Origin of the sequence: Mitsuaria sp. BK037, from assembly GCF_014193045.1 — a bacterium.
Classification (GTDB): Bacteria; Pseudomonadota; Gammaproteobacteria; order Burkholderiales; family Burkholderiaceae_C; genus Roseateles.
In genome coordinates this window covers 2,427,434-2,443,262 of sequence record NZ_JACHYS010000001.1, presented here as the reverse complement: position 1 = coordinate 2,443,262, position 15,829 = coordinate 2,427,434, and the positions used below count along the sequence as shown (strand labels likewise).

Genomic DNA, 15,829 nt, shown 5'->3' with positions numbered 1-15,829 from the left:
AAGATTCGATAAATGAACCGGCCGCACGACCCCTTCTTCGACGGTGACCAGCGCGCCCGCCGCCCCGGCCTGCGCCTGGCGGCCGAGGACGGCCAGCGCGCGCCCGGCATGCCGGACGAGCCGCAGGACCCGCTCGCGGACCTGGCGCAGCAGCCGGCGATCGATCCGCTGCTGCAGTGCCTGGCCTGGCTGACGCAGCATCACGGGCGCGCGCGCTCGGCCGATTCGCTGCGCGCCGGCGCGCCGGTCGAGGGCGCGATCAGCCCCGACCAGGCCATCCGCCTGATGCGCGAGGCCGGCTACAACGCCGGGCTGCTGCGCAAGGGCATCGAGGAGATCCACCAGCTGCTGCTGCCCGCGGTGCTGCTGCTCAACGGCGGCGATGCCTGCGTGCTGGTGCGCCGCCTGGACGACGATGCCGCCGGCGGCGTGCGTTACGAGGTCGTCTTCCCCGGCCCGGAGGCCGCCAGCTGCGTGGCCCCGGCCGCGGAACTGGACCAGGAATACAGCGGCTTCATCCTGGCGGTGACGCCGCAGGAGGTGTCGCAGGCCAAGCCGATCGCCGGCGCCCAGGACGAGACCCCGCTGCTGCAGGCCGATTCGCACTGGCTGTTCGGCACCCTCAAGCGCTTCATTCCCTACTACCGCTCGGCCATGCTGGCCGCGCTGCTGAGCAACGTGCTCATGATGGTGTCGGGCCTGGTGACCTCGGTCATCTACGACAAGGTCATCCCGCACCAGGCCTTCGTCACGCTGTGGACGCTGGCCGTCGGCGCCGGGCTGGCGCTGGTCTTCGACCTGTTCGCCCGCCAGCTGCGCGCCCACCTGATCGACCTGGCCGGGCGCAAGACCGACCTGATCGTCGGCGCCAAGCTGTTCCGCCAGACGCTGGGCGTGCGGATGGAGCATCGCCCCGCGTCGGCCGGCTCCTATGCGCATTACCTGGCCCAGGTCGAGGTGGTGCGCGACTTCTTCACCTCGGCCACGATGTCGGTCCTGACCGACCTGCCGTTCGTGATCCTGTTCGTCGCGATGACCTTCATCATCGGCGGCCCGCTGGGCTGGGTGCTGATGATCGCGATCCCGCTGATGCTGCTGATGAGCTTCGGCATCCAGGGCTACCTGCGCCGCGCGATGCGCACCAACATGACCGAGTCGGCCGACCTGCATGGCACGCTGGTCGAGGCGCTCGAAGGCCTGGAGGACCTCAAGACCACCGGCGCCGAGGGCCGCTTCCTGCGCCGTTACGAGCACAGCACCGCCATCGTCGCCGAGTCCGCGCTGCGCGCCCGCACCATGGCCAGTTGGAGCATGAACATCTCGATGACCATGCAGCAGGCGATCAACCTGGTGATGCTGGTCTGGGGCGTCTACCTGATCAACGAGAGCGTCATCAGCGCCGGCGCGCTGATCGGCGCCGTCATGTTCGCCGGCCGCGCCACGGTGCCGCTGAACAGCCTGGTGAGCCTGGCCACCCGCTACCAGGGCGCGCGCGCGGCGATGCTGTCGCTGAACTCGGTGATGAGCGCGCCGGTGGAGCGCGACTCCACCCGCAACTACGTCCCGCTGAACCAGATCACCGGCCGCATCGGCCTGAACGACATCGGCTTCTCCTATCCGGCGCAGGGCGATGCCCAGTCGCCCAAGGTGCTGCGCAACGTGACGATGCGGGTGCAGCCGGGCGAGCGCATCGCGATCCTGGGCCGCATCGGCAGCGGCAAGTCCACCGTGCTGCGCATGCTGGCGGGCCTGTACCAGCCGACCGAGGGCAACGTCGAGATCGACGGCATCGACCTGCGCCAGGTCGATCCGGCGGAGTTCCGCGGCAAGGTCGGTTTCGTGTCGCAGGAGCCCCGGCTCTTCCACGGCACGCTGCGCGACAACGTGCTGATGGGCCGCCACGTCGATGCGCAGCGCCTGGTCGAGGTCGCCAAGCTGACGGGCCTGGACCGCGTCGTCGCCGGCCATCCGATGGGCTGGGACCTGCCGGTCGGCGAGATGGGCTCGCTGCTCTCCGGCGGCCAGCGCCAGCTGGTCGCGCTCGCGCGCAGCCTGGTCACCAAGCCGCAGATCCTGCTGATGGACGAGCCCACCAGCTCGATGGACGCGCAGTCCGAGATCGCCTTCCTGCGCCAGCTGCGCGACGCCGCCGGCAGCTGCACGCTGATCATGGTCACGCACCGCCCGGCGGTGCTGGAGCTGGTCTCGCGCATCGTCGTCGTCGACAGCGGCCGGCTGGTCATGGACGGGCCGCGCGACCAGGTCCTGGCCGCGCTGTCCGGCGCCCGCCCGCCGGGCCAGCAGCCCGCCCAGCCGCAACCGCAGCCGGGCCAGGCGCCGCAGGGCGCTCCCGTCCACGTGCATCCGGCCGCGCAGGCCATGAACCGCGCCGCGTCCGTCTGAGCTTCGCGCCATGTCCAAGTCCACCACCCTCAGCCGCGAAGAAGGTTTGTTCGTCAGCAGCGTCCAGTCGGCGCTGATCGATGAGCCGCTGCCGCGCGCCGTCTGGGCCCTGTACCTGATGGCGGCCGTGCTGCTGGTGGGGCTGGTCTGGTCCTCGATCGCCACCGTCGACGAGGTCACCCGCAGCGACGCGCGCATCGTGCCCGACGGCAAGGAGCAGGTCATCGCCAGCCTGGAGTCCGGCACGCTGGGCAAGCTGCTGGTGCATGAAGGCGAGGAAGTCGAGGCCGGCCAGGCGCTGGCCGAGCTCGATCCCACCCGCGCCGAGGCCGCCGAGAACGAGAGCCAGGCCAAGCGCCTGGGCCTGATGGCGCAGGTGGCGCGGCTGCGCGCCGAGGCGCTGGGCGTGCCGCTGAAGTTCCCCGACGAGGTCAAGGGCGTGCAGCGTCTGGTCGACAGCGAGAGCGAGGTCTTCGACACCCGCCGCCGCGTGCTCGACGAAGCGACGTCCAGCATCAACCGCAGCATCGGCCTGCTCGCCACCGAGCAGAGGATGGCGCAGGACATGGCGTCCAAGGGCCTGATGTCCAACGTCGAGGTGATGCGCGTCACGCGCCAGGTCAACGAGCTCCAGCAGCAGCGCAACGAGCGCATCAGCCGTTTCCGCCAGGACGCCAGCACGGAGCTGTCCAAGGCGCAGACCGACCTGGCGCAGCTCGACGAGCAACTGGTCGTGCGCCGCGACGCGGTCACGCGCTCGGTGCTGAAGTCGCCGGTCAAGGGCCTGGTCAAGAACATCAAGATGAACACGGTCGGCGGGGTGATCACGTCCGGCTCGCCGATCATGGAGATCGTGCCGATCGGCCCCCGCATCCTGGTCGAGGCGCGCATCAAGCCCAAGGACATCGGTTACGTGCAGGTCGGGCAGACGGCGATCGTCAAGCTCAACGGCTACGACTTCAACGTCAACGGCGGCCTGCACGGCAAGATCGAGTACGTCAGCCCTGACGCCCTGGGCGAGACCGAGAAGAACAACGAAGGCACCTACTACCGGGTGCTGATCACCGCCGAGCACAACACGCTGCGCGCCAAGGGCGAGCCGCTGCCGGTCATCCCCGGCATGACGGCGATGGTGGATATCCGCACCGGCGAGCGCTCGGTGCTGAGCTACCTCCTGAGACCCATGCTGAAGTCGAAGGAAGCGCTGCGAGAGCGCTGAGCAAGGGCTACTGCGCGGGCGCTGGGCGTCGTTGCGGGGCCCGCCTCCCCATCCTCACGTAGCGCCGCTACGCTCCGGTGGGTCGGCACCCGCGCCTAGCCCAGCACCCGCTCGCTACGCCCCGAGACACCGGGCATCGGATCGAGGCAAGCAGGCCGATTAGGCCGATTGCGCGCCGCTTATCTCCGCTTCGAATCCGCGCCGGGATGGTCCAGTAGAGGCATGGGAAATTGCTTGCAGTACGCGTGACCATGACCATCTCGACTCCACGCCGGAGCCCGCGGCGTACCTCCATCTTTCGCCTGAACGCCGGCGCAGCCGTCGTGCTGACGGCGCTCGCCAGCTTCAGCGCACCCGTCTGGGCGCAGGATCCGCCGCCGAGCCGCTGCTCGGACGAGCGGACGCTGCCGCCCGCGCAGCTCTCGGCCAAGGACACCGCGCTGCTGGACGTCGGCGATGCCGACCCGCGCTCGCAGCTGCAGGAACTCGTCAACCGCGCGCTCAATCGCAGCAAGGCGCTGGGCGCGACCCGGCTGTTGACCCTGGCCGCGGAAGCCGACTACCAGGAAGCCAAGGCGCAGCGCCTGCCCACGGTGACGCTGGGCTTGTCGGCCGCCCACACCGGCACCGTGCTGCCGGGCGATGGCCCGGGCAACCACTCGAGCGGCCTGCAGGGACGGGGCTCGCTGAGCGTGACCGCGCCGATCTACGACTCGGGCCGCATCACCAAGCTGACCGAATGGAAGTCGCAGCTCCTCGAGGCCGCGCGCTTCGGGCAGTCGAGCGCGGAGGAACAGGTCGCGCTGCAGACGGTGTCGCTGGCGCTGGACCGTGGCCGCTATCAGCTGCAGGCGCAGGTCTACAGCCAGTACGTGCGCAAGATGGCCTGCCTGGTCGAGGCGCTGGACATCATCACCAAGGCCGACCGCGGCCGCGCCAGCGAGCTGGTGCAGGCGCAGAAGAGCCTGCAGCAGGCCGACCTGTCCTATGAACAGACCACGTCCGCGCTGCGCCAGACCGAGGTGCGCCTGAAGCGCTTCGTCGGCGACGAGCTGCCGCGCGGCGCGGCGATGAGCGCGGTGCTGGCGCGCCTGCCCGACCTCAACGAGATGCTGGCCGACGTGATGGTGTCGCCCGACGTGGCGGCCGCCTCGGCCCAGGCCCAGGCGCAGCGCAGCTATGCGGAATCGGTGCGCGCCGGGCAGCAGCCCAGCGTGAGCCTGCTGGTGTCGGGCAACTCGACGGTGGGCCAGGCCCGCCAGACCGACTGGATCGGCGGCGTGACGGTCAACATCCCGATCGTGCAGCCGGGCGCCGACTCGGCGCTGACCTCGGCGCGCCGGCGCGCCCAGGCGGCTTCGCTGCAGCGCGACGAGACCATCGAGGCCAAGCGCTATCGCGTGCAGGAGATGTACGAGGCGGCGTCCTCGTCGCTGGACCGCTCGCGGCGGCTGGTCGACATCCTGCGCAACAGCGAACGCGTGCGTGGCTTCACGCTGCAGCAGTGGCAGCAGCTCGGCAAGCGCTCCCTGTTCGACGTGATGGCCGCGGAAGGCGATTACTACTCGATGCGGGTCGCCCACGTGAACGCGCTGTACGACGCCCAGCAGGTGGTGGCGATCATCTGGTCCCAGGGCCGGGGGGTCGTGACGCCGTTGCGTTGATCTCGAGGCGGCCAAGCGCGGGCTCGCCGCGATGTGGAGCGCATGCCCGTCCGGCCCCTCGCGTCGCCCCAAAGAAAAAACCGCCCCGAAGGGCGGTTTTCGCATTCAGCCGAAGCCGATTACTTGCGCAGGGCGCGGCGGCGCTGGGCGAAGCCCAGGCCCGCCAGGGCCAGGCCGACCAGGGCGAGGGAGCCCGGTTCCGGCACGTTGATCACCAGGGAGCCGTCCAGCGTCGACTGACGGATCAGGCCGCCGCCAGCGTTCCACAGCTGGTCCGGGGTCGGGATCGGGGGATCGACGTTGGTGTCCAGCACCCAGCTCACCGAGATGTTGTTGTTCAGCCAGTTGCTGTACAGCGTGCCCAGACCGTCACCAGAGTTGAAGAAGTTCTGGATGAAGGTGTCGCCGCCCGCGTAGCTGTAGTCAACGTAGCCGCTGACATTCAGGTTGGTCAGCTGGATGTCCGAACCGGTGACGATCAGACGCAGGACTTCCTTGCCGTTGTTCGGGTCGGTCGCCGCGCTCTGGTAGAACACCTTGAACACGCCGGTGTTGTAGCGGACGAAGTCGGAGACGCCGTCGCCGTTGCCGTCCACGGTCACGCCCTGGATCTCGTACTGGTAGGTCAGGCCCCAGGCGCCGCCCAGGCCGCCGACGTTGCCGAAACCGTAGGCCGGGAAGCCCACGCCACCGACGAAGCCGTTCAGGTCGGTCGGGTTCTGCGGGTTGTTCAGCGAGTCGATGTTGGTCTGCGCCGGCGCGTTCGGATAGTTGAACGAGGCGGTGCCGCCGCTCAGCGTGGGCTTGGTGCCGGCGCTGAAGCCGTAGCCGTTCATCACGGACGGGATGTTGGTGTCGATCACCGTGGTGCCAGGCGTGGCCGGCGAACCCAGGTAGATCGAGGTCGCCAGCGTGCCGCTGTAACCCAGTTGGTCGAACACGGTGGTGTTCGTCGAGCCGTTCGGCTCCGGACGGAAGTCCTGGCCGGTGTTGATGTACAGCGGGGCCGCCATCGCCGGCAACGTCGCAGCGGCCAGCGCGGTGGCGGCCAGTGCGAGCTTTGCTTGCTTGAACATGTGTCTCTCCTTGAGGATGCGTCTTGCCAGATGCACGTTAGGAAGCGGCACGTGCCGGCTTCTTGCCCGGGATCAAAGCGAGGACCGTGCCAGCCATCTTTCATCCTTGTGAATCAAGGACTTGGCAATCGGATGCGGGAATCCTCGGCGCTTGCTGTCAAGTTTTTCGACAGCGGCCTGGCCCACATTTCGGGGGGGTGTCGAGGGGGTGTCGCGATGCGCGGGGCAGGGTGGGTCGAGGGCGATCGGCGCGCGCCCTCGTCCCGTTTTTCGGCCGATGGCCGTCATGGCGGCAGGCGCATACTCGGCGGCTGCGTCCCGCAGACCGGTCCCGCGAGCCGGCGGACGCGATTCGAATACAGGGAGACCCCATGAGCCGCGACACCCCCTCCGGTTTTACTTTCGATTACGACCGCGCCTTCTCGCGCAATATCGGCTGGGTCACCCGGGATGAACAGCAGCGGCTGCGGCGCGCCCGCGTCGCGGTGGCCGGATTGGGTGGCGTCGGCGGCGCCCATGTACTGACCTTGTCGCGTCTGGGGATCGCCAATTTCAATATCGCCGACTTCGATGAATTCGATGTCCACAACATGAATCGGCAGGCCGCGGCCTTCATGTCGTCGATGGGGCGGCCCAAGATCGAGGTCGTCGCCGAAATGGCCCGCGACATCAATCCGGAAAGCGATATCCGCCTGTTCCGCGACGGCGTCACCGACGCCAACCTCGATGAATTCCTGAAGGATGTCGACGTGTATGTCGACAGCCTCGACTTCTTCGTGCTGGAGGTGCGCCGCAAGGTGTTTCGCCGCTGCCGCGAACTGGGCATTCCCGCGATGACCGCCGCTCCTCTGGGCATGGGCACCGCCTTCCTCTACTTCAGCCCCACCGGGATGAGTTTCGAGGACTATTTCCAGGTCGAGGGCGCGGCGCACGAGGAGCAATATGCGCGCTTCATCGCCGGGGTATCGCCTGCCATGCTCAGCCGGCAGTATCTGGTGGACCCCGAGGCGGTGAATTTCAAGGAACGGCGCGGCCCGTCCACCGGCATGGCCTGCGAGTTGTGCGCCGGCGTCATGGGCACGAATGTGCTGAAGCTGCTGCTGAATCGCGGTCCCTTGCGCGCGGCGCCCTGGGGCATGCATTTCGATGCCTATCGCGGCACGCTCAAGCACACCTGGCGGCCCGGCGGAAATTCCCATCCGCTGCAGCGCCTGCTGATCGCGCTGATCAAGCCGGTGCTCCGCGGGCGCTGAACCGGGGGTTTTCCCGGCCGATCCAGGAGGAATTCGAGGGCCCCCCGCAGGGGGATTCGGGGGGCTCCGCTAGCACGGAATTCCATCACGTCAGGAAGGGATCGCCCTCAGTCCAGGGGGTTCCACACCCGGGCGCGCTGAGGTGCAATCCGGGCAGCTTCCTGCAGGGGTGGACATGTTGAAGAACACTGGACTGAAGATCGCTTCCATCAAGGCGGCACAGACCGCGCTGCTGGCCGTCGCCACGGTGCTGGCCGGCTGCTCGACCACCGGCAGCCTGCCGCCCGCGCCGGTGTCCGCCTCGCAGGCCGACTACAGCTACGTGGTCGGCGCCGGCGACAACCTCAACATCATCGTGTGGCGCAATCCGGAGCTGTCGCTGACCGTGCCCGTGCGTCCCGACGGCAAGATCGCCGCCCCGCTGATCGACGAGTTGCCGGTGCAGGGCAAGAACTCGGTCGAGATCGCCCGCGACATCGAGAAGCAGCTCGGCAAGTACGTGCGCGATCCGGTCGTCACCGTGATCGTCACCAGCTTCATCGGCCCGTACAGCGAGCAGATCCGCGTCGTGGGCGAGGCCGCCAAGCCGCAGTTCCTGCCCTACAAGCAGAAGATGACCCTGCTGGACGTGATGATCGCCGTCGGCGGCCTGACCGATTTCGCGGCCGGCAACTCCGCCACCATCCTGCGCACCGCCGAGGGCAACAAGCAGTACTCGGTGCGTCTGAAGGACCTGATCCGTCGCGGCGACGTCTCCGCCAACGTCGAGATGCGCCCGGGCGACATCCTGATCATTCCGCAGAGCTTCTTCTGACCGCCGCCCGGCCGGTCCGCGCGCCCGCGGCGCGACGGCCCGGTCCGGTCCCGGCCAGTCCCGCCCGTTTCCCGAAGTACCGGCCCGCTCCCGACCGGGCCTCGACCGGCGCCGACGCCGGCGCAACCGAGATCGCCGCATGGATTCCCTCATCGCGCAATTGATGGCCGTCTTCAAGCGGATGTGGCGCTACCGCTGGCCGGGGCTGATCGCCGCCTGGCTGGTGGGCATCGCCGCCGCCATCGTGGTGTTCGTCGTGCCCGACCGCTACGAGGCCAGCGCCCGCGTCTACGTGGACACCCAGTCCATCCTCAAGCCGCTGATGTCCGGCATGGCCGTGCTGTCCAACACCGAGCAGCAGGTCAACATGCTCAGCCGCACGCTGATCAGCCGTCCCAACGTCGAGAAGCTGGTCCGCATGGCCGACCTGGACCTCAAGGCCACCAGCAAGTCCGACCAGGAGGCGCTGATCGACCGGGTCACGCGCAACCTCTCGATCCAGACCGCCGGCAACTCGGCCAACAACCTGTACCTGCTGTCCTACCGCGACTCGTCGCCGGAGATCTCCAAGAAGGTCGTCGCCTCGCTGCTGTCGATCTTCATGGAGTCCAGCCTGGGCGCCAGCCGCAAGGACAGCACCACCGCCGCGGCCTTCCTGAACGAGCAGATCAAGACCTACGAGACCAAGCTCGAGGAGGCCGAAGCGCGGCGCAAGGAATTCCGGCTGCGCAACCTGCAGCTGACGCAGGCCGACGGCAAGGACGCCGCGTCGCGCCTGGCCGAGGCCAGCAACCAGCTCGAGGCCGCCCGGCTGCAGCTGCGCGAGGCGATGAACGCCCGCGACGCCGCCCGGCTGCAGATCGAGATGGAGCGCAAGCGCAGCCAGCCCGGCACCAGCCTGCAGAGCCTGATGCAGGAGAGCTCGCAGAAGTTCGCGACGCCCGAGCTGGACAACCGCATCGCCGAGCTCAAGCGCAGCCTGGACCAGCTGCAGCAGCGCTACACCGACCAGCATCCGGACATCGTCAACATCAAGCGCCAGATCCGCGACCTGGAAGAGCAGCGCAAGCGGGAAGTGGCCGACCTGCAGAAGGCCGCGCTGGCCAACCCGGTGCCCACCGGCGGCCCCAATGACAGCCTGGCCAACCAGGAGCTGGCCCGCATCCTGGCCGCCAAGGAGGTCGAGGTGGCGCAGATCCGCGCCCGCGTCGACGAATTCGGCGCGCGCTACGCCTCCGCGCAGGGCGCGATCAAGCTGGCGCCGCAGCTCGAGGCCGAGTTCGCCCAGCTCAACCGCGACTACGACATCATCAAGAAGAACTACCAGGAGATGGTGGAGCGCCGCGAATCGGCCTCGCTGTCGACCGACCTGGACAACACCTCGGGCGTGGCCGACTTCCGCATCATCGACCCGCCGCGCGCCTCGCCCAAGCCGGTGGCGCCGAACCGGCTGATGCTGCTGGCCGCCGGCATGGTGGTGGCGCTCGGCGCCGGCCTGGTCACCGCCTTCGCGGCCAGCCAGATCCGCCCGGTGTTCCACGACCTCAACGAACTGCGCCACCGCCTGGAGCTGCCGATCCTGGGCGCCGTCTCGCGCCAGGAGACGCCGGAGGACCGGCGCCGGGTCAAGGTGGACCTGCTGCGCTTCGGCGTCGCGTCGGGCAGCCTGGTCAGCCTGTACGCCATGGGCCTGATCGGCATGGCCATCTGGATCAGCCGCCAGGCCGGGTGAGGGGAGTTTTCGCATGACGAGCCTGATCGAACAAGCCGCGCAGCGGCTCGAGCAACTCAAGCAGGCCGGCGTCGACGTCGGCCTGGCCACCGCGGCCGCGCCGGCGGTGACACCGACACCAACCTCGACATCGGCCGCGCCCGCGACTGTGGTGCCGATCCCGGCCCCGGCGGTGATCCGATCGCCCGGCGACGTGAGTTCCAAGCGGGTCGAGCTCGACCTGGACGCGCTCGCGGCGCAGGGCTTCCTGACGCCGAACGCGCCGCGCACGGTGATGGCGGACCAGTACCGCAACATCAAGCGCCCGCTGATCCGCAACGCGATGAACAAGGGTGCCTCGACCCTCAATCACGCCAACCTGATCATGGTGACCAGCGCGCTGCCCGGCGAGGGCAAGAGCTTCACCTCCCTGAACCTGGCCATGTCGATCGCGGCCGAGTTCGACAACACCGTGATGCTGGTCGACGCCGACGTCGCCCGCCCGTCGATGCTGCGCATGCTGGGCCTGCCGCCCGGCCCCGGCCTGCTGGACGTGCTGGAGAAGGAGGCCGACATGGCCAGCGTCCTGCTCAAGACCAACGTCGACAAGCTGACGCTGCTGCCCAGCGGCCGCCCGCACTCGCGCGCCACCGAGCTGCTGGCCAGCGACGCGATGAGCGCGTTGCTGGACGACATGGCCAAGCGTTATCCGGACCGGATCATCATCTTCGACAGCCCGCCGCTGCTGCTGACCACCGAGTCGCGGGTGCTGGCCACGCACATGGGCCAGGTCGTCATCGTCGTGCAGGCCGAGCGCACGCCGCAGAGCGCGGTGCAGCAGGCCGTCGCGGCCATCGAGCACTGCCCGCTCAAGATGCTGCTGCTCAACCAGGCCAGCAACAAGCGCAGCAGCGGCTACGGCTATGGCTACGGCTACGGGTATGGCTACGGTTACGGTTATGGCCAGGCCGACGGCCAGGGCGACGCGCAACCCGGCGCGGACCGGGCCTGACACGATGACGCGGGCCTTCGACCTTCGCCGCCGGCCGCTGTCCCGGGTCGCCCTGGCCGCGCTGGGCCTGGTCGCCGCCGTGGCGCAGGCACCCGCCGTCGCGCAGGAGGAGGCCGCGTCCGCCGGCGGATCGCGCAAGGGCATCGCGGTGATCCCGCGGATCAGCGTCTCGGAGACCTGGACCGACAACCTCGCGCTGTCGCCCGACAACTCGCGCGACCGCGCCTTCATCACCACCGTCTCGCCGGGGGTGACCATCGCCAGCAGCAGCGGCGCGATCCGCGGCAGCTTCGACTACACGCTCGACGGCATCGTCTACGCCAAGAGCGAGCGCGACAGCCGGCTCCAGAACCAGCTCAGCACCCGCTTCACCGCGGAGCTGGTGCAGACGGCGCTGTACGTCGACGTCACCGGCAACATCAGCCAGCAGGCGATCTCGGCCTTCGGCCAGCAGTCGCCCGACGGCACGCTGGACAGCCCCAACCGCACCGAGACCCGCATGCTGCAGGTCTCGCCGTACTGGCGCGGGCGGCTGGGCAGCGCCGCGACCTTCGAGCTGCGGGCCACCGGCCAGATGCGCGACTCCAGCGAGGGCGGCGCCGGCGCGGCCAGCGGCAGCGGCAACAGCAAGGAAGGCTCGCTGATGCTGAACCTGGCCGGCCCGGCCGGGCGCCAGCTCAACTGGGGGCTCAACGCCTCCACCAGCCGCATGCATTTCGAGCAGACCGGCATCGACTACCGCACCACCAGCGTGGTGGGCTCGCTGAACTGGGTGCCGGACATCGACTGGATGCTGGGCGTGACCGGCGGGCGCGAGCGCAGCGACTACTTCGGCCCGGAGACCACCTCGGTCTACGGCGCCAACCTGCGCTGGTCGCCGGGGGCGCGGACCAAGCTGGCCGCCGACTGGCAGCACCACAGCTACGGCAACAGCCACAACCTGAGCTTCGAGCACCGCATGTCGCAGCTCGCGCTGCGGGTCAACAGCAGCCAGAGCGTCAACACCGGCGAGACGCCGACGCAGGCCACCAACTACCAGCTGCTGGACCTGCAGTTCAGCGGCACCGAGCCGGACCCGGTCAAGCGCGACGCGCTGGTGCGCGCGCTGCTGGCGGCGCTGGGCCTGAGCCCGAACTCGTTCAGCGGCGCCGGTTTCCTGAGCAACACCGCGACGCTGCAGCGCCGCACCGACGTGTCGCTGATCTGGAGCGGCCCGCGGCTCACCACGACCTTCAGCGCCAACGACAACAACAGCCGGCGCATCAACACCGCCCCGACGGGCAGCGGCGACCTGGCCCTGACCGACCGGGTGCGCCAGCGCGGCGCGACGGTCTCGGTCGGCTACCGCCTCACCCCGCTGGCCAATGCCAACCTGAGCTACTCGCGGCAGAACTCCCGCGGCGACGGCGTCGGCGGCAACGACATGCGGTCGCTGACCGCCAACGTCACGCTCCGGCTGGGGCCGCGCAGCGATGCCGCCTTCGGCCTGCGCCAGACGAAGTTCGACGACACCAGCCTGTTCGCCAACAGCTATCAGGAACACGCGATCTACGCATCGCTGACCCAGCGCTTCTAAAGCAGTCACCGTCATGTACGAGGCCTTCTACGGGCTGGCCAGCAAGCCGTTCCAGCTCAGTCCCGACCCCAGCTTCTACTTCGGCAGCAAGCAGCATCGCCGCGCCAAGGCCTACCTGGACTACGGCGTGCTGCGCAGCGACGGCTTCATCGTCATCACCGGCGAGATCGGCGCCGGCAAGACGACGCTGGTGCGCGGGCTGCTCGACAGCCTGAACCGCAGCAACGTCGTCATCGGCAACGTGGTCACCACGCAGCTGGACGCCGAGGACACGCTGCGCCTGGTTGGCGCGGCCTTCGGCGTGCGGGTCAAGGACCTGCCCAAGAGCGAGCTGCTGATGGCGCTGGAGGCCTTCTTCGTCAGCGAGGCCAGCCGCGGCAAGCGCTGCCTGCTGATCGTCGACGAGGCGCAGAACCTCACCGCGCGCGCGGTCGAGGAATTGCGCATGCTGTCCAACTTCCAGTTCGGCAACCAGTCGCTGGTGCAGACCTTCCTGGTCGGGCAGCCGGAGTTCCGCGCCATCCTGCAGCGGCCCGAGATGGAGCAGTTCCGCCAGCGCATCGCGGCCAGCTGCCACATCGGCCCGCTGGACGAGGAGGACACCCAGCGCTACATCGAGCACCGCCTCAAGTGCGCCGGTGCCGCTGGCAAGCCCAGCTTCGACGCCGACGCCTTCACCGCGCTGCACCGCGCCAGCCATGGCATCCCGCGCCGCATCAACACGCTGTGCGACCGCCTGCTGCTGCTGGGATTCATGCACGAGAACCCGCACCTCACCGCGGCCGACGTCGACGAGGTGGTCGAGGACCTGTCCAAGGAATCGGCCTCGGCGCCCGCGCCGGCGCTGCATGCCTCCGAGCTCAACGGCCATGCGTCCGGCGCGGAGCTGGCGGTCGACCTGGACCTGTCGCGGCTGCGCGCGCGGGTGGGGCAGGGCGGCATGAACGGCGAGCTCGGCGCGCTGGCCGACGAACTCGCCGGCCTGGGCCTGGACGGCCAGGACGCGCGGCTGCAGCGCATCGAGGACAGCCTGATGCGCCTGGAACGGATCAACCAGCAGACGCTGGCGCTGCTGCAGAAACTGGTGGGAGCGATGCGATGAGCCCGAACCGCACGGTGATCCGCAATGCGATGAGCATCGACGTCGAGGACTACTTCCAGGTCTCCGCCTTCGCGCCCTACATCGCGCGCGGCGACTGGGACGCGCGCGAATGCCGCGTCGAGCGCAACGTCCATCGCATCCTGGACCTGCTCGACGCGAAGGGCGTGAAAGCGACCTTCTTCACGCTGGGCTGGATCGCGCAGCGTTATCCGCAGCTGGTGCGCGAGATCGTCGCGCGCGGCCATGAACTCGCCAGCCACGGCTTCGGCCATGAGCGCGCCAGCGACCTGGATCGCGCCTCCTTCCAGAAGGACGTCGGCGACGCGAAGGCGCTGCTCGAGGACCTGGGCGGTGTCGAGGTCAAGGGCTACCGCGCGCCGAGCTTCTCGATCGGCAAGGACAACCTCTGGGCCTTCGACGTGCTGCGCGACTGCGGCTACCGCTACAGCTCCAGCGTCTATCCGATCCAGCACGACCACTACGGCATGCCCGATGCGCCGCGCTTCGCCCACGAGGTGCGCCCCGGCCTGATCGAGGTGCCGGTGACCACGCTGCGCTTCCGGGGCAAGAACTATCCGAGCAGCGGCGGCGGCTGGTTCCGGCTGCTGCCCTACGGCGTCACCCGCTGGATGATCGAGCGCTTCAACCGCATCGAGGGCCGCAGCGCGGTCTTCTATTTCCATCCGTGGGAGATCGATCCGGCGCAGCCGCGCATCCCCGGCATCGACGCGAAGACGCGCTTCCGCCATTACGTCAACATCGACCGCACCGAGTCGCGCATCGAGCAGTTGCTCGGCGACTTCGCCTGGGCGCGGATGGACGAGCTCTTCCTGGCGCCGGCCGGCGCCGAGCGGCAGGCGGCATGAGCGCGGCAGCACCGGCCCTCCCGGACGTCGACACGCAGCGCGGCGCCCCGGCACTCGCCCACGCATCCTCTGGAGCGAGCGCGGCAGCCCAACTGGAGGTCAAGCAGCTGCAGGTCGACGACGCCGCTACGGCGCGGCGCTGGGACGACTTCGTGCGCGGCTGTCCGTCCGCGACCTTCTTCCATCTCTCGGGCTGGCAGCGCGTCATCCAGCGCCAGTTCAAGCACCGCTGCTTCTTCTTCTACGTCGAGCGCGACGGCCGCATCGAAGGCGTGCTGCCGCTGGCCGAGGTCAAGAGCCGGCTGTTCGGCCATGCGCTGGTGAGCCTGCCCTTCGCCGTCTATGGCGGCGTGGCCGCCGAGACGCCCGAGGCGGCCGACCACCTGGAGCAGATGGCGCAGCGCCTGTGCCAGACGCTCTCGCCCGATCACCTGGAGCTGCGCAACATCCAGCGCCGTCACCAGGACTGGCCGCACCAGGACCTGTACGTCACCTTCCGCAAGGAGATCCTCGAGGACGAGGAGGCCAACATGCTGGCCATCCCGCGCAAGCAGCGCGCGATGGTGCGCAAGGGCATCAAGAACGCGCTGAAGGCGGAGATCGACCGCGACGTGAAGCGTTTCTTCGCGCTGTACGCGGACAACGTCCATCGCCACGGCACGCCGGCGATGCCGCGGCGCTACTTCCAGGCGCTGCTGGACGAGTTCGGCGACGCGGCCGAGGTGCTGATCGTCACGAGCCCGCAGGGCGAGCCGCTGTCCGGCGTGCTGAGCTTCTACTTCCGTGACGAGGTGCTGCCGTACTACGCCGGCGACGCGGTCGCGGCGCGCGACCTGGCCGCCAACGACTTCAAGTACTGGGAGCTGATGCGCCGCGCCTGCGCGCGCGGGCTCAAGGTCTTCGACTACGGGCGCAGCAAGCAGGGCACCGGCAGCTACGCCTTCAAGAAGAACTGGGGCTTCGAGCCGACGCCGCTGAACTACGAGTACCGCCTCTACAAGCGCGACGCGGTGCCGCAGAACAACCCCAGCAATGCCAAGTACCAGCTGATGATCAAGGCCTGGCGCCGGCTGCCGATCGGCGTGGCCAACTGGCTCGGGCCGCACATCGTGCGCAGCCTCGGCTGAGGAGGG

General features: G+C 69.0%; 12 protein-coding genes. 11 read left to right on the top strand and 1 reads right to left on the bottom strand.

All coding sequences use genetic code 11. The annotated features are described in order from the left end of the window. Positions 1-12: 12 nt before the first annotated feature. The 3 genes from FHT37_RS10070 (at position 13) to FHT37_RS10060 (ending at position 5,286) form a co-directional block, all read left to right on the top strand. Positions 13-2,403, top strand: a complete 2,391-nt coding sequence (locus tag FHT37_RS10070; protein WP_091732802.1) for a type I secretion system permease/ATPase — start codon at positions 13-15, stop codon at positions 2,401-2,403. Between the two features lie 10 nt (positions 2,404-2,413). Continuing rightward, complete coding sequence (locus FHT37_RS10065; RefSeq protein WP_183480566.1) at positions 2,414-3,622, top strand: HlyD family type I secretion periplasmic adaptor subunit; 1,209 nt, start codon at positions 2,414-2,416, stop codon at positions 3,620-3,622. A 251-nt stretch (positions 3,623-3,873) separates the two neighbouring features. Further along, positions 3,874-5,286: a TolC family protein gene (locus tag FHT37_RS10060; RefSeq protein WP_183480564.1), complete on the top strand. Its 1,413-nt coding sequence runs from the start codon at positions 3,874-3,876 to the stop codon at positions 5,284-5,286. A 119-nt stretch (positions 5,287-5,405) separates the two neighbouring features. On the opposite strand, the gene FHT37_RS10055 is transcribed toward FHT37_RS10060, so the two are convergent. Continuing rightward, the gene (locus FHT37_RS10055) at positions 5,406-6,362 is read right to left on the bottom strand and encodes a PEP-CTERM sorting domain-containing protein (protein WP_091732814.1); all 957 of its coding nucleotides are present in this window, start codon (positions 6,360-6,362) and stop codon (positions 5,406-5,408) included. A 371-nt stretch (positions 6,363-6,733) separates the two neighbouring features. Here FHT37_RS10055 and FHT37_RS10050 point away from each other — a divergent pair, with 371 nt between their 5' ends. The 8 genes from FHT37_RS10050 to FHT37_RS10015 all read left to right on the top strand — a co-directional run bounded on the left by FHT37_RS10050 (position 6,734) and on the right by FHT37_RS10015 (position 15,823). Beyond that, entirely contained in the window at positions 6,734-7,615 is an 882-nt protein-coding gene (locus tag FHT37_RS10050; protein ID WP_091732819.1) for a ThiF family adenylyltransferase, read from the top strand. Positions 7,616-7,790: 175 nt separating this feature from the next. Next, positions 7,791-8,429, top strand: a complete 639-nt coding sequence (locus FHT37_RS10045) for an XrtA/PEP-CTERM system exopolysaccharide export protein (protein ID WP_091732823.1) — start codon at positions 7,791-7,793, stop codon at positions 8,427-8,429. Between the two features lie 139 nt (positions 8,430-8,568). Beyond that, on the top strand, positions 8,569-10,161 hold the full coding sequence (locus tag FHT37_RS10040; RefSeq protein ID WP_183480562.1) for an XrtA system polysaccharide chain length determinant: 1,593 nt from the start codon (positions 8,569-8,571) through the stop codon (positions 10,159-10,161). A gap of 13 nt (positions 10,162-10,174) precedes the next feature. Then, the gene (locus FHT37_RS10035; RefSeq protein WP_091732832.1) at positions 10,175-11,152 is read left to right on the top strand and encodes an XrtA-associated tyrosine autokinase; all 978 of its coding nucleotides are present in this window, start codon (positions 10,175-10,177) and stop codon (positions 11,150-11,152) included. Positions 11,153-11,156: 4 nt separating this feature from the next. Then, the gene (locus FHT37_RS10030; RefSeq protein WP_183480560.1) at positions 11,157-12,728 is read left to right on the top strand and encodes a TIGR03016 family PEP-CTERM system-associated outer membrane protein; all 1,572 of its coding nucleotides are present in this window, start codon (positions 11,157-11,159) and stop codon (positions 12,726-12,728) included. 13 nt (positions 12,729-12,741) lie between these two features. Beyond that, entirely contained in the window at positions 12,742-13,830 is a 1,089-nt protein-coding gene (locus FHT37_RS10025; RefSeq protein ID WP_091732840.1) for an XrtA/PEP-CTERM system-associated ATPase, read from the top strand. Next, positions 13,827-14,696: an XrtA system polysaccharide deacetylase gene (locus FHT37_RS10020; protein ID WP_183480558.1), complete on the top strand. Its 870-nt coding sequence runs from the start codon at positions 13,827-13,829 to the stop codon at positions 14,694-14,696. The genes FHT37_RS10025 and FHT37_RS10020 overlap by 4 nt, the downstream gene beginning before the upstream one ends. Further along, on the top strand, positions 14,693-15,823 hold the full coding sequence (locus FHT37_RS10015; RefSeq protein ID WP_183480556.1) for a FemAB family XrtA/PEP-CTERM system-associated protein: 1,131 nt from the start codon (positions 14,693-14,695) through the stop codon (positions 15,821-15,823). Before FHT37_RS10020 ends, FHT37_RS10015 begins: the two co-directional genes overlap by 4 nt. Positions 15,824-15,829 lie beyond the last annotated feature (6 nt).

Bases quoted from the DNA above. Each gene is read 5' to 3' on its own strand.
- FHT37_RS10020 (WP_183480558.1), top strand. From the start codon at position 13,827: ATGAGCCCGAACCGCACGGTGATCCGCAATGCGATGAGCATCGACGTC.
- FHT37_RS10035 (WP_091732832.1), top strand. From the start codon at position 10,175: ATGACGAGCCTGATCGAACAAGCCGCGCAGCGGCTCGAGCAACTCAAG.
- FHT37_RS10025 (WP_091732840.1), top strand. From the start codon at position 12,742: ATGTACGAGGCCTTCTACGGGCTGGCCAGCAAGCCGTTCCAGCTCAGT.
- FHT37_RS10015 (WP_183480556.1), top strand. From the start codon at position 14,693: ATGAGCGCGGCAGCACCGGCCCTCCCGGACGTCGACACGCAGCGCGGC.
- FHT37_RS10040 (WP_183480562.1), top strand. From the start codon at position 8,569: ATGGATTCCCTCATCGCGCAATTGATGGCCGTCTTCAAGCGGATGTGG.
- FHT37_RS10045 (WP_091732823.1), top strand. From the start codon at position 7,791: ATGTTGAAGAACACTGGACTGAAGATCGCTTCCATCAAGGCGGCACAG.
- FHT37_RS10070 (WP_091732802.1), top strand. From the start codon at position 13: ATGAACCGGCCGCACGACCCCTTCTTCGACGGTGACCAGCGCGCCCGC.
- FHT37_RS10055 (WP_091732814.1), bottom strand. From the start codon at position 6,362: ATGTTCAAGCAAGCAAAGCTCGCACTGGCCGCCACCGCGCTGGCCGCT.
- FHT37_RS10060 (WP_183480564.1), top strand. From the start codon at position 3,874: ATGACCATCTCGACTCCACGCCGGAGCCCGCGGCGTACCTCCATCTTT.
- FHT37_RS10030 (WP_183480560.1), top strand. From the start codon at position 11,157: ATGACGCGGGCCTTCGACCTTCGCCGCCGGCCGCTGTCCCGGGTCGCC.
- FHT37_RS10050 (WP_091732819.1), top strand. From the start codon at position 6,734: ATGAGCCGCGACACCCCCTCCGGTTTTACTTTCGATTACGACCGCGCC.
- FHT37_RS10065 (WP_183480566.1), top strand. From the start codon at position 2,414: ATGTCCAAGTCCACCACCCTCAGCCGCGAAGAAGGTTTGTTCGTCAGC.